General features: G+C 58.5%; 22 protein-coding genes and 1 tRNA gene. 8 read left to right on the top strand and 15 right to left on the bottom strand.

Annotated elements, in window-relative coordinates; genetic code table 11:
- Nucleotides 1-73: 73 nt before the first annotated feature.
- On the bottom strand, nt 74-820 hold the full coding sequence (locus ACM6I5_RS07705) for an ABC transporter substrate-binding protein (protein WP_017336015.1): 747 nt from the start codon (nt 818-820) through the stop codon (nt 74-76).
- Between the two features lie 13 nt (nt 821-833).
- Nucleotides 834-1607: an ABC transporter ATP-binding protein gene (locus ACM6I5_RS07700; RefSeq protein ID WP_017336016.1), complete on the bottom strand. Its 774-nt coding sequence runs from the start codon at nt 1605-1607 to the stop codon at nt 834-836.
- Nucleotides 1608-2159: 552 nt separating this feature from the next.
- Between ACM6I5_RS07700 and gabP the strand changes: the two genes are divergently transcribed.
- Nucleotides 2160-3551, top strand: coding sequence for a GABA permease (gene gabP / locus ACM6I5_RS07695; RefSeq protein WP_414879905.1), 1392 nt, complete (start codon nt 2160-2162; stop codon nt 3549-3551).
- 369 nt (nt 3552-3920) lie between these two features.
- On the top strand, nt 3921-4247 hold the full coding sequence (locus tag ACM6I5_RS07690; RefSeq protein ID WP_017336019.1) for a hypothetical protein: 327 nt from the start codon (nt 3921-3923) through the stop codon (nt 4245-4247).
- Between the two features lie 71 nt (nt 4248-4318).
- Here ACM6I5_RS07690 and vapC read toward each other — a convergent pair whose 3' ends face one another.
- From vapC to ACM6I5_RS07660, 6 genes are all read right to left on the bottom strand, one after another.
- Nucleotides 4319-4738, bottom strand: a complete 420-nt coding sequence (gene vapC, locus ACM6I5_RS07685) for a type II toxin-antitoxin system tRNA(fMet)-specific endonuclease VapC (protein ID WP_414883490.1) — start codon at nt 4736-4738, stop codon at nt 4319-4321.
- Nucleotides 4738-4968: a type II toxin-antitoxin system VapB family antitoxin gene (vapB, locus tag ACM6I5_RS07680; RefSeq protein WP_017336021.1), complete on the bottom strand. Its 231-nt coding sequence runs from the start codon at nt 4966-4968 to the stop codon at nt 4738-4740. The genes vapC and vapB overlap by 1 nt, the downstream gene beginning before the upstream one ends.
- Nucleotides 4969-5147: 179 nt before the next feature.
- The gene (locus tag ACM6I5_RS07675) at nt 5148-5600 is read right to left on the bottom strand and encodes a hypothetical protein (protein ID WP_017336022.1); all 453 of its coding nucleotides are present in this window, start codon (nt 5598-5600) and stop codon (nt 5148-5150) included.
- 6 nt (nt 5601-5606) lie between these two features.
- Nucleotides 5607-6023, bottom strand: coding sequence for a hypothetical protein (locus ACM6I5_RS07670; protein ID WP_017336023.1), 417 nt, complete (start codon nt 6021-6023; stop codon nt 5607-5609).
- 20 nt (nt 6024-6043) lie between these two features.
- A complete protein-coding gene (locus ACM6I5_RS07665) occupies nt 6044-7027 on the bottom strand; it encodes an alpha/beta fold hydrolase (protein WP_414883489.1) in 984 nt (327 codons plus the stop codon).
- 69 nt (nt 7028-7096) lie between these two features.
- Entirely contained in the window at nt 7097-8155 is a 1059-nt protein-coding gene (locus tag ACM6I5_RS07660; RefSeq protein WP_414883488.1) for a PDDEXK nuclease domain-containing protein, read from the bottom strand.
- A 260-nt stretch (nt 8156-8415) separates the two neighbouring features.
- Here ACM6I5_RS07660 and ACM6I5_RS07655 point away from each other — a divergent pair, with 260 nt between their 5' ends.
- Nucleotides 8416-8865 carry a carboxypeptidase regulatory-like domain-containing protein gene (locus tag ACM6I5_RS07655; protein ID WP_414879909.1) on the top strand — a complete coding sequence of 150 codons (450 nt, stop codon included), beginning with the start codon at nt 8416-8418 and terminating at the stop codon, nt 8863-8865.
- Nucleotides 8866-8872: 7 nt separating this feature from the next.
- On the opposite strand, the gene ACM6I5_RS07650 is transcribed toward ACM6I5_RS07655, so the two are convergent.
- The 7 genes from ACM6I5_RS07650 to ACM6I5_RS07620 form a co-directional block, all read right to left on the bottom strand.
- Nucleotides 8873-9664 (bottom strand): TSUP family transporter, encoded by a 792-nt coding sequence (locus ACM6I5_RS07650; RefSeq protein ID WP_414883487.1) that lies wholly within the window; start codon nt 9662-9664, stop codon nt 8873-8875.
- Nucleotides 9649-10410, bottom strand: coding sequence for a hypothetical protein (locus tag ACM6I5_RS07645; RefSeq protein WP_414883486.1), 762 nt, complete (start codon nt 10408-10410; stop codon nt 9649-9651). The genes ACM6I5_RS07650 and ACM6I5_RS07645 overlap by 16 nt, the downstream gene beginning before the upstream one ends.
- A gap of 297 nt (nt 10411-10707) precedes the next feature.
- Nucleotides 10708-10783, bottom strand: a tRNA-Phe gene (locus tag ACM6I5_RS07640).
- Nucleotides 10784-10886: 103 nt separating this feature from the next.
- Entirely contained in the window at nt 10887-11159 is a 273-nt protein-coding gene (locus ACM6I5_RS07635; protein ID WP_010464608.1) for an oxidative damage protection protein, read from the bottom strand.
- A complete protein-coding gene (gene mutY, locus ACM6I5_RS07630) occupies nt 11156-12223 on the bottom strand; it encodes an A/G-specific adenine glycosylase (protein ID WP_414883485.1) in 1068 nt (355 codons plus the stop codon). The genes ACM6I5_RS07635 and mutY overlap by 4 nt, the downstream gene beginning before the upstream one ends.
- On the bottom strand, nt 12220-14445 hold the full coding sequence (locus ACM6I5_RS07625) for an AsmA family protein (protein ID WP_414883484.1): 2226 nt from the start codon (nt 14443-14445) through the stop codon (nt 12220-12222). Before ACM6I5_RS07625 ends, mutY begins: the two co-directional genes overlap by 4 nt.
- A gap of 77 nt (nt 14446-14522) precedes the next feature.
- Nucleotides 14523-14927 carry an acetyl-CoA sensor PanZ family protein gene (locus tag ACM6I5_RS07620; RefSeq protein ID WP_414883483.1) on the bottom strand — a complete coding sequence of 135 codons (405 nt, stop codon included), beginning with the start codon at nt 14925-14927 and terminating at the stop codon, nt 14523-14525.
- Nucleotides 14928-15148: 221 nt separating this feature from the next.
- On the opposite strand from ACM6I5_RS07620, the gene ACM6I5_RS07615 reads away from it, so the two are divergent.
- The 5 genes from ACM6I5_RS07615 (at nt 15149) to hisA (ending at nt 19353) form a co-directional block, all read left to right on the top strand.
- Nucleotides 15149-16813: an OFA family MFS transporter gene (locus ACM6I5_RS07615; protein WP_017336054.1), complete on the top strand. Its 1665-nt coding sequence runs from the start codon at nt 15149-15151 to the stop codon at nt 16811-16813.
- A gap of 270 nt (nt 16814-17083) precedes the next feature.
- Nucleotides 17084-17677 carry an imidazoleglycerol-phosphate dehydratase HisB gene (gene hisB / locus ACM6I5_RS07610; protein ID WP_003218037.1) on the top strand — a complete coding sequence of 198 codons (594 nt, stop codon included), beginning with the start codon at nt 17084-17086 and terminating at the stop codon, nt 17675-17677.
- Nucleotides 17677-18315 (top strand): imidazole glycerol phosphate synthase subunit HisH, encoded by a 639-nt coding sequence (gene hisH, locus ACM6I5_RS07605; RefSeq protein WP_084318199.1) that lies wholly within the window; start codon nt 17677-17679, stop codon nt 18313-18315. Before hisB ends, hisH begins: the two co-directional genes overlap by 1 nt.
- On the top strand, nt 18316-18573 hold the full coding sequence (locus ACM6I5_RS07600; protein WP_008005317.1) for a DUF2164 domain-containing protein: 258 nt from the start codon (nt 18316-18318) through the stop codon (nt 18571-18573).
- 42 nt (nt 18574-18615) lie between these two features.
- Nucleotides 18616-19353, top strand: coding sequence for a 1-(5-phosphoribosyl)-5-[(5-phosphoribosylamino)methylideneamino]imidazole-4-carboxamide isomerase (gene hisA, locus ACM6I5_RS07595; RefSeq protein WP_017336056.1), 738 nt, complete (start codon nt 18616-18618; stop codon nt 19351-19353).
- Nucleotides 19354-19359 lie beyond the last annotated feature (6 nt).

Here is a 19359-nt window from a genome sequence, read left to right as displayed (position 1 = left end):
TCTTTTCAAATCGCGGCAGGCAATGCCAGAGACGGGCGCCGTCAGCGAACGGCGCCAGTCAGGCAGGTCAGTATCAATAGATGCTGAACGGGAAGTACTTGTCGTTGATCTTCTTGTAGGTGCCGTCAGCAACGATTTCTTTCAGTGCGACGTTCAGCTTCTCGCGGATCGGGTCGTTCTTGCGAACGGCGATACCGATCTTGTCGCTTTCTTCCACCGGGTCGCCTTTGAACTCGTAAGACTTGCCGGCGTCGCTTTTCAGCCACTCGTAGTTGACGTATTTGTCCGCGAGGATGCCGTCCAGGCGACCGGATGTCAGGTCGAGGTAGGCGTTTTCCTGGGTGTCGTAGAGTTTGACTTCAACGCCTTCCATGTTGTCTTCAAGCCAGGTGCCGGCCAGTGTCGCGCGTTGAGCGCCGATCACCTTGCCTTGCAGCGCAGCCTTGTCGGTTTTGAAGTCGACGTTTTTCGGCGCGATGAATTGCAGCTTGTTCGAGTAGTACGGGTCGGTGAAGTCGACCGCCTGCTTGCGCTCGTCGGTGATCGACATCGAGGAAATCAGGAAGTCGAACTTCTTGGCGTTCAGGGCCGGGATGATGCCGTCCCAGTCGGACGTGACCACGGTGCATTCGACTTTCATCTTGGCGCACAGGGCGTCGCCGATTTCCTTGTCGAAGCCGACGACATTGCCACTGGCATCTTTGTTGTTGAACGGCGGGTAGGCCGCTTCGATGCCCATCTTCAGGGTTTCGGCCATGGCACCGGCGCTGAAGGCCAGGGTGACGGCGGCTGCCAGGAAGACCTTTTTGTAGTTCTGCATGCGGGTAGCTCCGTTAGCGGTTGCTGGACATGAATTGTTTGCAGCGCGCCGAAAGCGGGTTTTCAAACACCTGCTGTGGCGATCCTTGCTCTTCTATCAGGCCCTGGTGGAGGAACACCACTTCGCTGGACACCTGACGGGCGAACCCCATTTCGTGGGTGACCAGCAGCATGGTGCGGCCTTCTTCGGCCAGTGCGCGGATGACATTAAGTACTTCCTGGACCATTTCCGGGTCAAGGGCGGAGGTGGGTTCGTCGAACAGGATCACCTTGGGTTGCATCGCCAGCGTGCGGGCGATGGCCGCGCGTTGTTGCTGGCCGCCGGACAGTTGCGCTGGATAGGCGTGGCGCTTGTCAGCGATACCGACCTTGGCCAGCAAGGCTTCGGCGACTTCGATGGCTTCGGCCTTGCTCTGGCCGAGCACGCGACGCGGCGCTTCGATGATGTTGTCGAGCACGCTCATGTGCGGCCACAGATTAAAGTTTTGAAACACAAAACCAATCTCGCTGCGCAGGCGATTGATCTGCTTGCCGTCGGCCGCGACCAGTTCGCCGTTCTTGGCGGCTTTGAGTTTGAGTTCTTCGCCGGCCACCAGGATCTGGCCCTGGTGCGGGTTTTCCAGCAGGTTGATGCAACGCAGGAACGTGGACTTGCCGGAACCGGAGGAACCCAGGATCGAGATCACATCGCCGTCGCGGGCGGTCAGCGAGATGCCTTTGAGCACCTCAAGCTGTCCGTAGCGTTTGTGCAAGTTGCGGATTTCAAGCGCGGGCGTGGCCTCAGCCATGTGCGTTCCTCATAGTGTTTCGCTCCTGCTGTTGGTTGGCCTTCCTGGCGAGGCGGCCAACCTAGCATAGCGTCTGAATGGCAGCCAACAGCGCTACGGGCGGTAAACGGGTGGCATGTGGCAGGTTGTCGCATCGGTACAGCAGACTGTCGCGCTGCTATCAACCGAACAGCCGTTTGAACCCTGTGTGGTGCGGCTGTCCCGTAAAAAAGGGCGCGATGTTGCCAGCTTTGGCGGGGTGTTGGAAGCGCTAACCGGCCAAACGTTCCTGATCTGCACTTTTATTGTGCGTTGAGCATTTCCTGGGTGTGTTTCCGGTGCGCAGATTCGTTCCTCAAGTGAGTCGCGGGGTAACGCTTTGGCAAAGTGCCATTATTTTCAATGACTTGCGATGACTGTCCGGTCAGGGTGAAACCGCCGGATTAGAAAGACTTGAAATATTTTGGCGCAATTATTGCGTGCAGATTCCGGAACGCCCTGTTTGTTTCTTTTTACAGAAGAAACTTCACGATGGGATGCACGCATTCGCTTTTCCTTACAAAGGTAGTTTCAATGAGCAATACCCAAAGCTCTAACGGCCTCGAACAGGGGCTCAAACCGCGCCATGTGACCATGCTGTCGATCGCCGGGGTTATCGGCGCCGGCCTGTTCGTTGGCTCGGGCCACGCCATCGCGGCAGCAGGCCCGGCCGTGCTGCTGGCCTACGCCGCCGCCGGTATGCTGGTGGTGTTGGTGATGCGCATGCTGGGTGAGATGGCGGTTGCCTCGCCGGACACTGGCTCCTTCTCGACATACGCCGATCGTGCGATTGGTCACTGGGCCGGTTTTACCATCGGCTGGTTGTACTGGTGGTTCTGGGTGCTGGTCATCCCGCTGGAGGCCAACGCCGCCGCAACCATCCTGCATGCCTGGTTCCCTGGCGTGGACATCTGGGCGTTCGCCCTGGTCATCACGATGCTGCTGACTGTCACCAACCTGTTCAGCGTGAAGAACTACGGTGAGTTTGAATTCTGGTTCGCCCTGATCAAGGTCGTGGCGATCATCGGTTTCATCGGCCTTGGCCTTCTGGCCATTTTCGGTTTCCTGCCGACCAGTCAGGTCAGCGGTGTGTCGCATCTGTTCGACACCCAAGGCTTCCTGCCTAACGGTATGGGGGCGGTACTCGGCGCTATCCTGACGACCATGTTCTCCTTTATGGGCACTGAGATCGTGACCATCGCGGCCGCGGAATCGAAGAACCCTGGCAAGCAAATCTCCAAGGCCACCAACTCGGTGATCTGGCGGATTGGTTTGTTCTACCTCGTATCGATCTTCATCGTCGTGGCTCTGGTGCCCTGGAACGACCCGGTACTGGCCAGCCTCGGTTCCTACCAGACCGTGCTTGAGCGCATGGGCATCCCGAACGCCAAGATGATCGTCGACATCGTGGTACTGGTCGCTGTGACCAGCTGCCTGAACTCGGCGCTGTACACCTCGTCGCGCATGTTGTTTTCCCTGGGTAAACGCGGTGACGCACCGGCCGTGTCCACGCGCACCAACAAAAGCGGCACGCCATACTGGGCGGTGATGTTGTCCACTGGCGCAGCGTTCCTGGCCACATTCGCCAACTACGTGGCCCCGGCCGCCGTGTTCGAGTTCCTGCTGGCCAGCTCCGGCGCCATCGCGTTGCTGGTGTACCTGGTGATCGCGATCTCGCAACTGCGCATGCGCAAAAAGCGTATGGCTCGTGGTGAAAAAATCGTCTTCAGCATGTGGCTGTTCCCGGGCCTGACCTACGCGGTGATCGTCTTCATCGTCGCGGCCCTGACCATCATGCTGTTCCAGGACGCCCACCGCGTGGAAATCCTCGCGACCGGTCTGCTGAGTCTTTGTGTGGTGGCTACCGGGTTGCTTGTGGCACGTCGTCGTCGCAATGAGCAACTGGTTGGTGCAGTGGCGCGCTAGGATCTACGTCCACTGTCGATGTACCGAAAACGACCGCCATCAGAAATGATCGCGGTCGTTTTTGCTTTCATTCAGGGTTTTTCTCGGTCGGCTCTTTGATGGACACGATGATGTCGAGATAGTAGCCTTCCCGCCGAATGTGTATCTCGCTGTTGCGGGATGCAATGGAGTTTCAGGACATGGATTGTTCGACGCCCCCAGCCTTCCTGGCTAAAGCCACTCGACCCTTTCTTGCCTGCTCCCTCATCTGGCGCGAGTCAACGATGCATTTGCGTGCGCCTGCCGTTTACACGGCAGTCACGAGCCAACGCTGCATGGAGTTAGCCCGGCCATTCAGCCAACCCATTGGGGCATCAAGGAGAGACAGGCATGGCGTTTACATCGGTTGTGTTCAAAAACCCTAACACCGGAGCCATGAAGGAAGCCCCGATCGGCTTCTCGTGGACCGTGTTTTTCTTTGGCTTCCTGCCGCCACTGTTCCGTGGCGACATCAAGTGGGCAGCGATCATGTTCATCGTCGCCTGCTTCACGTTTGGCCTCAGCAACTTCGTGTTCATGTTCATCTACAACAAGCTGTACGTGCGCGACCTGATTGGCGCCGGCTTCAAGGCTCAGTCCATCGCCAGCGGTGACCTGAGCTACGCCAGTGCCAAGGTCGGGATGGAAATCCCGCGTCTGGATGCTGTCGCTGCCTGATTGTTGTTTTCAGGTTTGCAAAAAAACGGCCGCTGTCAGTGATGACAGGCGGCCGTTTTTATTTTCGTCAGTTATTTTTCAATTCTATCAGGGTGAACCCAGTCTTCTACGCGTAATCCAGAAACCCGCTCGAACTCTTTCAGGTTGTTGGTTACGACAACTAATCCGCGTGAGCGCGCGTGCCCGGCAATCATCTGGTCGTAGGGGCCTATAGGTGTTCCAGCCTTTGCCAGCTCGGATCTAATCATTCCGGTGTGCGCAGCGGCTTCATTGTTGAAAGACAAAACCTCAAGACGTGCCGCGAACCCCTCAACCACGGCGATGTTTTTTTCGGGAGTCGCAGATTTTTCGGCGCCGTAGATCAGCTCCATCAGCGTCACCGTACTGATGCAAAACTGTCCGTCATGAAGGTTGAAAGCTTCTCTTACGATTTGCGGTTTGTTCTTGATGGTGAAGATGCAGATGTTGGTGTCGAGCATGAACTTGATCATCAGAACGACTCACGCTCCTGATCAGCGGGTTGGTCGCGGTGGGACATAAAGTCCGTGCTCACTCCATCACCGTCGAACCAGCTGTCCCATGTTTCGTCTGCCGGGGTGATGATACGAGCCCTGCCGATGGCAACTACGTTGACTCGTTTTACATCGCTCGGCATTGCCACAGCTTTCGGAAGGCGAACAGCCTGGCTTCGATTGCTCATGAAAAGGGTGGTCTGTTCCATTTTGGCCTCCTGCATTTCTGCGGCTGTTGTGAACCCAAAGAATAGAATCCTCTTGGGATATGTCAATGGGATATACGCAGCCTCTGACGAGAGGTCATATAGATTTTTGAGAGATGGCTTCCAAAAAAACGGCCGCTGTCAGTGATGACAGGCGGCCGTCTTGTTTTTGACGACGGTGCTTACTCGGCTTTTTCTTCCTGCGCGTCCAGCGACTGGCGGTAGCTGTCCAGCGCATCGCCGAAGTCGGTGATGAACTGCGGATCGGTCAGCCAGGCCTGGGCGGCATCGCGGTCCATGCCGTCGGCCCACATGCGGTAGTCGATCAGCATGTCGGCGGCCAGGTGGGTGGCGGCCATGGCTTCGTTGTCGGCGTTTTCCATGTCCAGCAGTTCAGGCTGGTCGCTGATGATCTGCGCCAGGTTCGTCAGGAGGGTCAGCAGCATGTCGTTGCGGCTGGTGGCTTCCGCGTCGCGCATTTTGCTGAACATCGCCAGGGTGTATTCCGGGATCGGCTCGCCGATGTCTTCGATGTCATCGTCCAGCGCGGCGGGTTTTCTGCCGTGGATATTGATCTGGCGGGCTTTGATCTTGGCGCGTTTGGCGCGTTTCTGTTGCTTGTTCAGGGAGGCCATGGGAACTCAGTTCGGTTTCTGTTGGGTTTGGGCTGCGATGGCTTCGGAAGCCGCCACGTAATCAACCTGGAAGGCTGGGGACTCGATCCACGCCAGGGCGCCCGCTTCGTCCACTTCGGTGGACCATTGGCGATACTCGATCAGCGCGGCAATGATGAAGTCTGTGGCGGTTTCTTCGCCTTCCTGCTCCAGCACCAGCGCGAGCAACGGGTGTTCGAGGAAGGCTGCACACATGGCTTGCTGACTGATTTTTTCGGCATCGATCATTTCTTTGAACAGTTCGGTGAGGTCCACCGATTCGAAGTCGATGCGATCGTCGTTCGGGTCCAGCTCGACCGGCGCAGCAGCCCGTTGGGTGCGGTTCTGCTTGGCCTTGGCTTTGGCGCGGGTGGCGCGTTTTTGCTGCTTGTTGGCGGAGGCCATGGGTTTTGATCCGTGGTGCGTTAAAAGGGCTCGCTGCGCGGTACTGTCCGCCCGGGGGTATCGGGGGGCAGTTCGCCGCTGTGCAGCCAGGACAATGCAATGGGCCATAGTGTGGCTTGGTATGCGCTACGAAAAAAGGCGAAATGTCCGACGACTGTTTCGCCGATGTCCTCGGGGGCGATTCGCAAGTGGGTGTTTGTGCCGCCGCTGAAGTAACGGAGCAGGCGTTCGATGGCCGGGATCGTGCCGTAAGGATCGTCGGTGATGCTGATGGCCAGGGTCTTGGCTGTCATCGCCGCGAAGGGAAGCGAGCCTGTTTTCGTGCTGATCGTGCGACCGCTGGGGCGCGTTTCGTACCGGGCGGTGGGCGTACTCCAATCGCGCACTACGCCCGCGGGCGTGTCTTCCAGCCAGCCGAGGCGCTTTCCGGGGAAATATCCGCAGACCAGCGTGATCAGCGGCATCACCACATGCCATTTGCCGACCATCCGCCAACGATGAGCAGGCGCATAGTCGCGCCAGTAGGCGAATTGCGCACCGACGGTCACCAGGCGCCGGATCAGATGCCCTGAAGCGCCCAGGCCCGCCGCACAGCCGCCAAAGCTGTGTCCGACGACATCGATGGGCTGGCCGGGAAATTCGCGCTGAGCGCGCTTGAGCATCGCCTCGAAATCCAGCGCGCCCCAGTCGGTCCATGAGGCGTCGAGATTTTTTAATGATGCAGGGCGTGACTCGCCAATGCCGCGGTAATCGTAGGTGATCACGTCGAAGCCGTTGGCGAGCAGGTATTCGGCGAATCGTGAGTAATGCCTGCAGCGGACCGAGGTGGCGGCGTTGATGATTACGACCGGGCGCGCAATGTCCTGAGAGGCATGCCGCCAAGTGAAGCCGCCAAGGTTGAAGCCGTCTGCAGCGGGCTCCCTGAACGGTTCGCCAGAAACGGAGGTTGGCAGCGGCAACTCGATTTGAGTGGGGGCCGGTGACGTGTCCTGCTGCAAATTCATCGACTTCGGACCTTTGCGGGTAGCTGCCAACGATAGTCTTCACACCGCTTATGAACAATCCATCCGCGGTTATAAGGGGATCTGATCGAGCAGTCGCTCTTCGATTGCAGCCTGTTCCCTGTCCAGTTCCGCGCGCAGTTCGTCTTCGCTGGGCAGGACTGTTTTGTATTTGCTGGCGAAAAGTTGTTCGTTGTCTTTCAGTACAGAGTATCGGACCACCGATTCATCTTTTTGCGCGCAGAGAATGATGCCAACGGTGGGGCCATCCTCCGGTCCGCGTTTGAGGTCGTCATACATGCGTACGTACATGTCCATTTGGCCGACATCCTGATGGGTCAGTTCGCCGCGCTTCAGATCGAAGATGACGAAACACTTCAGCAGGTAGTTGTAGAACACCAGATCGATGTAGAAGTCTTTGCTTTCGGTGCTGATGCGTTGTTGGCGAGCGATGAAGGCAAAGCCCTTGCCCAGTTCAAGCAGAAAGGCTTGAAGCTGATGGATCAGTGCCTGTTCGAGATTGGTTTCCTGAGTTAGCCCCGCGTTGGTCGAGCCAAGAAACTCCAGCATCACCGGATCCCTGATGAAATCCCGTGGCTGTGCTTTCATTTTCTGGATATTAGTAGCGGCTTCCTGTTGGACTGCAGGTCGGTCGCGGCTTGTCAGCAAGCGTTCGTAGTAGAGAGTGTTGATCTGGCGTTCCAGGGCGCGGGATGACCAGTTTTGAATGGCTGACTCGTTCATGTACCAGTGACGGGCGTGGTCGTTATCGACACGCAGCAATCGGCGATAGTGGGTCCAACTCAATTCGGAACGCACTGCGTCCCAAATTGGAAAGGTCTGATAAAAGTCCCGCATATAGCGCAGGTTGCGCTCATCGAAACCTTTTCCATACTGGGCAGTGAGGCCTTGTGCGAGCGTCGAAAGTAAACGTTTTCCGTATGCCGCCCGCCGGGCCCCCTCCTGCTCGAACTCCACAATATGCCTCCCAATCTGCCAGCAGGTTTGCACCTGGACCGTATCGACCACCCGTAGCACCTTCTGCCGTGCCTCACGGATCAGTTCGCCAAGGTTGCCTAATAGCGAGGCGAGTTGTGGGTCTTGAGAGTTATCGGGTTTAAGTGCGCTCATGAGGTCTTCCGCGTCGATGTGAACAGGCAGAAGAGGATTGCAGGAGAGGCAGGCGCGTTGATGCCGGGCGCTGCTGGTAAATCAGAAGGAAATCCCGATTGGTTTTGCGGGATCGCTCCGACGGCGATCCATGCTGGGGGAATACATCGTGTAGTCCATTTCGCAGTGACCGCAAGATCCAATCAATCTAAAACCGCCCGCACTCAGGGAAATCAAAATCAGGTAACGAATGGGTTCTGCGGAGCCCGGGAGTACCCATCATGAAACACGTCCATGCATTCATTCTGCCGCTCGCCGCCGTGGGGCTGTTGATGTTTCCCGTCATGCTGCAGGCGGCCAGTCTGGAGCCGATCGACAGTTCAGGCGTTCAAATTCAGCGGCAAGAGCAAAACGGGGTTGCCTATCTTTCCGGTGGCGTCGGCGAGGATGAGGCGAAGGCTATCCAGCAGGCCACCGGTTACAACCTGCACATGACTTTTGCGATTGGGCCCGAGAACAAATACGTCCCCGATGTTCAGGTGGCCATTCAGAAAGCCCAAGGGCCAACCGTGCTGACCCTGAGTGAGGCTGGCCCGCTGGTATACGTTCAATTGCCGCCTGGCAAGTACACCGTTATCGCAACGCGCAATGGCGAGGAGCGACGTGATACGGCGGATGTGGGAAGCGGAGCGGCTCGCAATCTGGTCTTTCATTGGAATAGCGCCGAATAGCCGGCAATCACAACCAAGCCAACGACTCGAGGACCGCAACGCGCAAAGGATTGCTTTCCACGCTTAGCAGCTTGATGGCCAAAGCGCAGCAGACCACGATCAACATGGGTTTGATCAGCCGTGGACCGACGCGAACAGCGGCTCGTGCGCCCAATTGAGCGCCGATGAAGGCTGCCAATGCCATGGCTATGGCAATCGGCCAAATAATCACACCCTTGGTAATGAAGACCGACAAAGAACCCAGGTTGCATGAGGCGTTGGCCAGTTTGGTAAAACTCATGGCCCGCATCATGCCCAAGCCGCACAGGAGTACAAACCCGACAATAAAGAAAGAGCCCACGCCGGGGCCAAATATGCCGTCGTAAAAGCCCAGGATCGGCGCGACGGTAAACGAAAAAAGCAGAATGCCGATTCTCTTGCGTCGATCTTCATTGGCCAGCTTGGGAGAGAGAGCAAAGTAGATAGCCACCAGAATCAGCATGACCGGCACGCAAACTTCCAGATAGCGCTTATCAATAGAGCTGACCAGCAAGGCACCACTGGCGCCGCCAATAAATCCGCAGATCACCAGGAAACGGCCTTCGCGCCACTCGATCATTCCTTTGCGAGCAAAGGTGACAGTGGCCGAAACAGTTGCCGAAGCGGCCTGGAACTTGTTCGTTGCTATGGCGCTGATCGGATCTACACCGGCCAGAAACAAGGCAGGCAAGGTGATCAAGCCTCCACCACCGGCAATTGCATCAAAAAAACCGGCGCAAAAAGCGACAAGCGCCAACATGCCTATTAAATCCCAAGACATTTCATTCCCTCTTTTATCGTTATTGGCCCGTAATCACATGACCGTCCTTCTGCCAGGCAGTGGGTGACGCCGATTTTTTCCAGAATGGGAGGCAGCGGAATGACCCGTGTAGGTTCCAGGCTCGGGTTCCACAGGGCGGAAAGTATGAGCGACGACGGAGAGGGCGAGTGCCCGTCTTTCGCGTTCACAGCGCACCAGTAAGGCGCCTCGGTGTGCGGGCCAAGCGCGAGGCCGGAATGGGAGCTCAGTTCTTTGATTTCCGGCTCGGCATTGATTTTGGTAAGTCCGCCACCCTTGAAGTTGGCGACCAATCGAACCAGCTTTCCTTCGTTGTCCATGTCATAGGCAAAGGCACTGTTATCCACCAGTTTCAACAAGATCTGATTACGGGCAGCCAGGCAAAGGACGTCGTATCGATTTTCCAGGGATGCCAGGTCTGGCAGTTCATTTGGTGGGCTGGCATCGGTGATTTTTTGCAGCCCTTCAAAGATCAACACGCAAACAAGGCCATTGGAGAAGGTCGCCAGCAGTTCGCATTGGTCTGTCGAAAGCGAGAGCTTTAATTCGCTGGCTGCCAGAGAGGCTTTGGACTGGGCGCCTGGCACCTGCGGCCCGCCGATGGCGGCCAGTTCTTCGGCGAGTCTGTGCAGCAACATCGACTGCCGAATATCAAAGCTGAAAATCCTGATGTCCTGTTCAGTAAAAAACTCAGCGTTTTCGACGTCCTGTTTGATGGCGTCAGTCATTGTCTACATCCCTGTTGTGTCTTTGCTCCCGGTTATGCGGCAGCGCCTCCTCCGATACTGCCCAATCCGATGGTCAGCGTATGTCATCCATTTCCGTTAAAGCATGCGGAGCGTTCCGGTAGACCCGAGAGACTGTCGAGACTCAGCTCTTGAAAGCTTTACAGGCGCTGGCTGGCGTAGTGGCAGGGCGTGGGGAATTGATGCTTTGTCCGGCGCTTCGATAGTGACTGGGACAGTGATCACCAAATCCCGGGCATAAAAAAACCCTGAATCTTGCGATTCAGGGTTTTCGGTATTTGGTGCCCAGAGACGGAATCGAACCGCCGACACGGGGATTTTCAATCCCCTGCTCTACCGACTGAGCTATCTGGGCAACGGGGCGCATTAAACTGGTTTTTCAGGGGGTCGTCAAGAAAGTTTTCAAAAAAATTTTAATTATTACCGTCGCTTACGTTCCGACCCTCGAAAAAACGGAATTATTCAGCCGGCGGAACGTAGCCGTCAGCCTTGGCGTATTCCTCGCCGGAGAAGTACTTGTCCATCTCGCCCTGAAGGTATTTGCGGTCTTCGGCGTTCATCATGTTCAGGCGTTTTTCGTTGATCAGCAGGGTCTGGTGTTTCTGCCAGTCGGCCCAGGCCTTGGCCGAGACGTGGTCAAAAATGTCCTGGCCTTTTGCGCCCGGGAATGGCGCGCGCTCCAGGGCGGGCAGTTCTTCTTTGTACTTGCGGCACATGATGGTGCGGGTCATGACGACTCTCCTGCGTTCAATACGGCGGCCGCGCGTTCGAGCAAGGTTTTGACCGGGGCGGCAAGGCCCAGGCGCGGCGGGGTGGCGAGGTTATACCAGAGCCAGTCGGCCTCGGCCACGTGATGGCCGGCCTCCTGGACCTGAACCAGCCAGGGTTCGATGGATAACTGAAAATGGCTGAAGGTGTGCACCAGGCTCGGCAGCGCCTGTTGGCTGCCCAGCTCCAGCGAGTGCTGCGAAGCCAGATGCTGCAGGTCATCGAGGTCGTCGAGTTCCGGCAAGCTCCAGAGACCGCCCCACAAGCCTGTGGAGGGGCGGCGGTAAAGCAGAATCGCACCCTCGTCGTTGGCGAGCATCGGCATCAGCGTGCGCTTCTGTGGCACGGCTTTGCGCGGTTTGGGGATCGGGTAGCGGGTTTCCAGGCCGAGCATGTGTGCTTCGCAGCCCTTTTCCAGCGGGCAGAGCAGGCAGCTCGGTTTGCTGCGGGTGCAAAGCGTGGCGCCCAGATCCATCATCGCCTGGGTGTAGGCGTTGACCCGATCATGGGGCGTGAAGCGCTCAGCGTTCGCCCACAGCTGTTTGGCGACCTTCGGCTCGCCGGGATAACCCTCTTGCGCTGTAAACCGCGCCAGCACCCGTTTGACGTTGCCATCCAGGATCGGCGCCCGCAGGCCCATGCTCAGGCTGGCGATGGCGCCCGCCGTGGACAGGCCGATCCCCGGCAACTCAACCAGCTTTTCCACATCCCGCGGAAACTCGCCGCCGTACTCGGCAACGACGATCTTTGCGGTTTTCTGCAAATTGCGCGCGCGGGTGTAGTAACCGAGGCCGGTCCACAGGTGCAGCACTTCATCTTCCGGCGCAGCGGCCAGCGCTTCGACCGTCGGCAGCGAGGCCATGAAACGGTCGAAGTAATTCAGCACGGTGCTGACCTGGGTCTGCTGCAGCATGATTTCCGAGACCCACACCCGATACGGTGTGATGCCTTGTTGCCAAGGCAAGTCGTGGCGGCCGTGGCGGTCGTACCAGTCCAGCACCGCCGATGAAAACTGCTCGGTTCTCATCGCTTGAACAGCCCCTTCAATGCGTTTTTCAGCTCAGGGCTGACCTTGTCGCCCAGCTTCTCGTCGATCTTTTCGCTGATCTTGTCGCCGGCCATTTTGGTGGCGACCTGGCCCATGCGTTCATTGTCGAGGCGGCAAGCCTTGGCGCCGAGTTCCAGCGGGCCGCGGCAGCGCAACGGCCATTCGATGCCGACGAATTTGTCTCCGACCTGACAGGCTGGATCCGGCATGGCGCTGGTGTCGCCTTCGACGATGATGCCCACGCGGTAATCCATGCCCAGCACCCGCAGGTCGACGTCGCCGTCACCCTTCACGGTCATGCCCGGAATACGCACTTTCAGGTCTGGGTTGCTGGCCACGCCATTGCGGAAAGTCAGGTTGCCCTTGAGTTCCTGGAACGGTGTGTCCTTGCCTCGCGGTTCGCCGCTGAGGGTTTTGCGGTTGAGCGTGGCGATGCCTTTGCACAGTTGCTGTTCGAGGTTGGCATTGAGCAGCACGCCGTTGTTGATGACGAAACTGGCGTTGCCGTTGAGGGTTTCGATCAGCGCTTTCTGGCTGTTGCCGTTGCCGGTCAGGTTGCTGTCGAGCGTGACCAGGCCTTTGACCGGCGGATTTTTACCCTGGCTTTCGAGGATTTTTTCCACAGGCACTTTGCGGATGCTCGTCTGCATGTTCAGCGCCGGTGTCTGTTGGCGCACATCGAGGGTGCCCTTGGATTCGAAGGTGCCGTCGTACAGGTCGCCGCGCAGATTCTCGAGGGTCAGCAGGCCTTCCTTGCCATTGGCCTTGAGTGCCGCGTTCTGGATCGGAAGTTTCTGGAGGGTCAACTGGCCAAAGGTCAGGTCAGCGTCCACGTCGAGTTTGCTCAGGCGCTCCACCGGCAACAGGCGCTCGCTGCTCCACGCGTCTTTGGTGGGCTTGTCCGGCAGCGGCGTGCTACCTGCGCCGGCCATGGCGTCGGCTTCGGTGCTGGCGACTTCAGCCTTGCGCACTTGGGTTGCGCTGTCGGCTTCGGCGGATTTTGGCGGCAGGTAGCGGTCGACGTTGAACGTGTCAGCCTTGAGGACCGCTCGCAGCGATTGCCTGGCGAAGTCTTCGACGGCAATGCGGCCGGTGAAGGTACTGTCGTCGACTTTCAGGTTGATGCTGTCGAACACCACGCTGGTCGGCGTACCGGCAACGCGACTGACGAGTTCGACTTTGCTCAGGCTACCCTCCGCCATGGCCGGGAGTGTCTGGCCGATGCTGTCGACGAACTTCGCCAGGTCGAACTGGGCAATCGAAATGCCGCCGTTGATTTGCGGTGTCTTGTCGAGGTCGTTGACCTTCAGCTCACCCAGTGCGCGCAGCTGGTTGGCAGAAATCTTGATGCCGGTCCATTCGGCGACGTTTGCCGCTTTATCCAGCAACAACTGCCCTTGGGCGGCGAAAGTCACGGTTTTGCCTTGCAGCGGATCGCCGGCGACTTCACCGGACAGCTTCATATCTTCGAATTTGTAGCGTTGCAGGGCGCGCTCGAAACGCAGCTCGCCACTGAGTTCGGTACGCACCCGCAGAACCGGCTGGTTGGTGCCGAGGAACGCGGTGAGTTTGACCGGGATGTTGGTGGAATCGTGAACCGGCCCGGTGCTCAGCTGGATGCTTTCGGCGCTGAACTGCTTTCCGGTCTTCTCGTCGCTGTATTCAACGCGGGCGTTATTGACGGTCAGGCTGTCGATGTCCAGGCGAATCGGTTGCGCCGGTTTTTCCACCTGGACGGTGGTTTCCGGTGCAGGTTTGCCGGGAGTGACGGGAGGCGCAGTCGGAGCGGCAGTCGTGGGAGCCTTGCCGATGTCTTCCCAGTTGCCGTGGCCATCCTTGTCACGGTTAAGGCGCAGGTTCAGGCCTTCGACGCGAACATCGCTCATCTGCACTTCACGGCGCAGCAGTGGCAGCACGCGCACCGACAGGCCGAGCATCTGCAAGTCAGCGAACGGTTCAGTGGGCTTGGCCAGGGTCGCGACACTGGCTTCGTGCAATTCCAGGCCGAGCCACGGGAACAGGCTCCAGCCGATATCGCCATTGAGCGTCAGCTCGATGTGGGCCTTGTCGCGGGCAATCTGGCGGATCTCGTCTTTATAGTCGTTGGGATCGAAGAGGTGGGTCAGGGCAAAGCCCAGCGCCACAATGATCAGCAACAGCCCGAGAAGTACCAGACCCAGGATTTTGCCGAACGCTTTCATGGGCGAGTCCTTGTAGTTAGTCGAATTCGAATATAGCCGGGGAGTATAGCGCCCCGAAGCGGACGACCGGTCAGCGATCAGTCCGGCAGTGTATCCAGCGGCACTTTCAACTTGGCCGCCAGGGCTTGTGCCTCAAGGTGCCCGGCAGGCGCCAGCAGGCGTAATGTCGCGCCCGATTGGGACGCCATTGCCTGGGCTTCGTTCACCAGCCGTTCAGCTACCCCGCGACGACGGGTGATTTTTCTCACGCATAGCTGGGAAAGATGCCAGACGTCCTGGTGCCTTTGCAGGCGTGCGGCCCCCAACAGGCGATCGTTGAAACGCCCGCCGATCAGCGAACCGTCCCGCAGGCAGCCTTCAATCAACTGCACATCGCCGGCGAACGGGGCGAACAGCCATTCGGGCGCGTCACGGTAGATTTTCTGTAGATCCTGCTGATCCTGATAGGTGGCTTCGTTCAGCAGCTCGACGATGATAGGCATGGCGGTTCCTTCAGTGGTACGAGAACAGACGACTTTAGAAAAGGTGATATCAGTTTGGTTTTTCTGTCACGTGCAAATGGTAACCTCTGCCAGTTCGTCCGTCCTTCTGCGACGTGATGTCGCACCAAAATGGAGCTTCACCTTAAAAACAGTCATGCGTGCGCATAAGGCTGGGGGGTGAAGAGTGCTGGCGAACCATACTAATAATTGGGGGATACACAATGACCACGAGCATCACGGCGGACGGCCTCAACGCCGACCAGCCCTCGTTCCTGTCCAAGGAGCGCATCATCGCCAAGCCCGGTTTCAACCGCTGGCTGGTACCACCGGCCGCGTTGGCCATCCACCTCTGCATCGGCATGGCTTACGGCTTTTCGGTGTTCTGGCTGCCGCTGTCAAAGGCACTGGGCGTGACCAAGGCAGTGGCTTGCGCGCCGGACATGAGCTTCATCTCGCAGGTTTTCTCATCGCAATGCGACTGGCCGATCTCGATGCTCGGCTGGATCTACACCCTGTTCTTCATCTTCCTCGGCTGTTCCGCAGCGATCTGGGGCGGCTGGCTGGAACACGCCGGGCCGCGCAAAGCTGGCGTTGTGTCGGCTCTGTGCTGGTGTGGTGGCCTGCTGATTTCGGCGTTGGGCGTGTACACGCACCAGATCTGGCTGATGTGGATCGGCTCCGGGGTCATTGGCGGTATCGGCCTGGGCCTGGGTTACATCTCGCCCGTTTCGACCCTGATCAAGTGGTTCCCGGACAAGCGCGGCATGGCGACCGGCATGGCGATCATGGGTTTCGGTGGCGGCGCGATGGTCGGTGCTCCGCTGGCGGCGGCCTTGATGGGTCACTTCGCATCGGCAGAAAGCGTGGGCGTGTGGCAGAGCTTCCTGGTGATGGCCGCGATCTACTTCGTGTTCATGATTGGCGGCGCACTGTCCTATCGCGTTCCGCCAACCGGCTGGAAGCCTGAAGGCTGGACCGCTCCGGCGAAGAAAGCTTCGAACGCGATGATCACCCATCGTCACGTGCACGTGAATGTGGCGTGGAAAACCCCGCAATTCCGTCTGGTGTGGCTGGTGCTGTGCCTGAACGTATCCGCCGGTATCGGCATTCTCGGCATGGCTTCGCCACTGTTGCAGGAAGTGTTCGCGGGCAAATTGCTGGGCACTGACCAGACGTTTGGTCAGCTGGATGCCGGGCAACTGGCCTCGATCGCGGCGATTGCTGCCGGTTTCACCGGTTTGCTGAGCCTGTTCAACATTGGCGGCCGGTTCTTCTGGGCGTCGTTCTCGGACTACCTGGGCCGCAAAAACACTTACTTTGTGTTCTTCGCTCTCGGTTTCGCGCTGTACGCGCTGATCCCGAACCTCGGTCACCTGGGCAACGTTGCGCTGTTCGTGGCGGCGTTCTGCGTCATCCTGTCGATGTACGGCGGTGGTTTCGCGACGGTGCCGGCTTACCTGGCAGACCTGTTCGGTACGCAAATGGTCGGCGCGATCCACGGTCGTCTGCTGACGGCATGGGCTGCCGCAGGCGTGCTGGGTCCGGTGTTGGTGAACTACCTGCGTGAATATCAACTGAGCATCGGCGTTGAACGCGCCGCGGCCTATGACATCACCTTGTACATCCTCGCGGGCCTGTTGGTGCTGGGTTTCATCTGCAACCTGCTGGTGCGTCCGGTCGCCGATAAGTACTTTATGACCGACGCCGAACTGGCCGCCGAACAGGCGCTGGGCCATGACAAGGGCGCTGACGCCAGCACTGTGCTGGAGTGGAAAGCGGCGCCGGGTACCAAGCCGTTGGCGATTGCTGCGTGGCTGGTGGTGGGGATTCCGTTGGCGTGGGGTGTCTGGGTGACCCTGCAGAAGACGGCAGTGCTGTTCCACTAAGTAAACGGCAAGCGCATCACCCCTGTGGGAGCGAGCCTGCTCGCGATAGCGGTCTGACAGTCGACAGAGATGTTGAATGTCATGGCCTCATCGCGAGCAGGCTCGCTCCCACATTTGTTTTGTATTCCGTCCGATTGGCTTGTATGGACATGTCTATCCCCGACACGCCCGGATTCACTCCGTCAGTGATATCACCTCCCGTGTTTCTGTTTCCCGCCCGCGCCCCTATAATGGCTGCCTTTTTCGCCCAATGATTTTGCGGAGCTGGTGATGGCCGAACGTAAGGCGTCAGTCGAGCGCGACACTCTGGAAACCCAGATCAAAGCCTCGATCAACCTGGATGGCACCGGAAAGGCCCGATTTGATATCGGTGTTCCTTTTCTTGAGCACATGCTGGACCAGATCGCCCGTCACGGGCTGATCGACCTGGATATCGTCAGCAAGGGTGACCTGCATATCGACGACCACCACACCGTGGAAGACGTCGGTATCACCTTGGGTCAGGCCTTTGCCAAAGCCATCGGCGACAAGAAAGGCATCCGTCGCTACGGCCATGCCTACGTGCCGCTCGATGAAGCGCTGTCGCGCGTGGTGATCGACTTCTCCGGCCGTCCAGGCCTGCAGATGCATGTTCCCTATACCCGCGCCACCGTTGGCGGTTTCGACGTTGACCTGTTCCAGGAATTCTTCCAGGGCTTCGTCAACCATGCGCTGGTCAGCCTGCACATCGACAACCTGCGTGGCACCAACACCCACCACCAGATCGAAACCGTGTTCAAGGCATTCGGCCGCGCCCTGCGCATGGCCGTAGAGCTCGATGACCGCATGGCCGGTCAGATGCCGTCGACCAAAGGCGTTCTGTAATGCAGACGGTCGCGGTTATCGATTACGGCATGGGCAACCTGCACTCGGTGGCCAAGGCCCTCGAGCACGTCGGTGCCGGCAAGGTCCTGATCACCAGCGATGCCGACGTGATTCGCGAAGCCGACCGGGTGGTTTTTCCCGGCGTCGGCGCGATTCGCGATTGCATGGCGGAAATCCGTCGCCTGGGCTTCGATTCGCTGGTGCGTGAAGTCAGCCAGGACCGTCCGTTCCTCGGCATCTGCGTCGGCATGCAAGCCTTGCTCGACAGCAGCGAAGAGAACGACGGCGTCGACTGCATCGGCCTGTTCCCGGGCGCGGTGAAGTTCTTCGGCAAAGACCTGCATGAAGACGGCGAACACCTGAAGGTCCCGCACATGGGCTGGAACGAAGTGAAGCAGACGATCTCGCATCCGCTGTGGCACAACATTCCGGACCTGGCGCGTTTCTACTTCGTGCACAGCTACTACATCGCTGCCGGCAATGCGCGGCAGGTGGTGGGTGGCGGGCACTACGGTGTCGATTTCGCTGCGGCGCTGGCCGATGGCTCGCGTTTCGCCGTGCAGTTCCACCCGGAGAAGAGCCATACCCATGGCCTGCAATTGCTGCAGAACTTCGCTGCGTGGGATGGTCGCTGGTAAATGGCTGTCAAGAAGAAGCCGCCGATCCTGACCCTCACTCCCGAACAGGAGAGTGAGGCCAATCACAAGATCAAACGCTTCATGGAGGATCGCTTCGAACTGGACCTGGGTTCGTTCGAGGCGGCCGAAATTCTTGAGCTGTTTACTCGCGAAATTGCTCCGCACTATTACAACAGGGCGATTTTCGATGTGCAGACGCACCTCAAAGAGAGGTTCGAAAGCATCGAAAGCGACCTGTGGGCGCTCGAGAAAAACTGATTTTCGAGCGAAGCTGAACAATCGAATTTGAAGGTTTGCCAGATGCTGATTATTCCCGCTATCGATCTCAAGGACGGTGCCTGTGTTCGTCTGCGCCAGGGCCGCATGGAAGATTCCACAGTGTTCTCCGATGACCCGGTGAGCATGGCTGCCAAGTGGGTGGAGGGCGGTTGCCGTCGTCTGCATCTGGTCGACCTGAACGGCGCCTTCGAAGGCCAGCCGGTCAACGGCGAAGTGGTCACGGCCATCGCCAAGCGCTACCCGAACCTGCCGATCCAGATCGGCGGCGGTATCCGCTCCCTGGAAACCATCGAGCACTACGTGAAAGCGGGCGTGAGCTACGTGATCATCGGCACCAAAGCCGTGAAAGATCCGGCTTTCGTGGCTGAAGCCTGCCGCGCGTTCCCGGGCAAGGTGATCGTCGGCCTGGACGCCAAGGACGGTTTTGTTGCCACCGACGGCTGGGCTGAAATCAGCACCGTTCAGGTCATTGACCTGGCCAAGCAGTTTGAAGCCGACGGCGTGTCCGCGATCGTTTATACCGACATCGCCAAAGACGGCATGATGCAGGGCTGCAACGTACCGTTCACCGCAGCGCTGGCTGCTGCCACGCGCATTCCGGTGATCGCTTCCGGCGGTATCCACAATCTGGGTGACATCAAGTCGCTGCTCGACGCCAAGGCGCCAGGCATCATCGGCGCGATCACCGGCCGGGCGATCTACGAAGGCACCCTCGACGTTGCTGAAGCGCAAGCTTTCTGCGATTCGTACAAAGGCTGAGGACTG

This window comes from Pseudomonas sp. IT-P171 (assembly GCF_949767765.1).
In the GTDB taxonomy this organism is placed as follows: domain Bacteria; phylum Pseudomonadota; class Gammaproteobacteria; order Pseudomonadales; family Pseudomonadaceae; genus Aquipseudomonas; species Aquipseudomonas fluorescens_B.
This window is presented reverse-complemented; position numbering and strand designations above follow the sequence as displayed.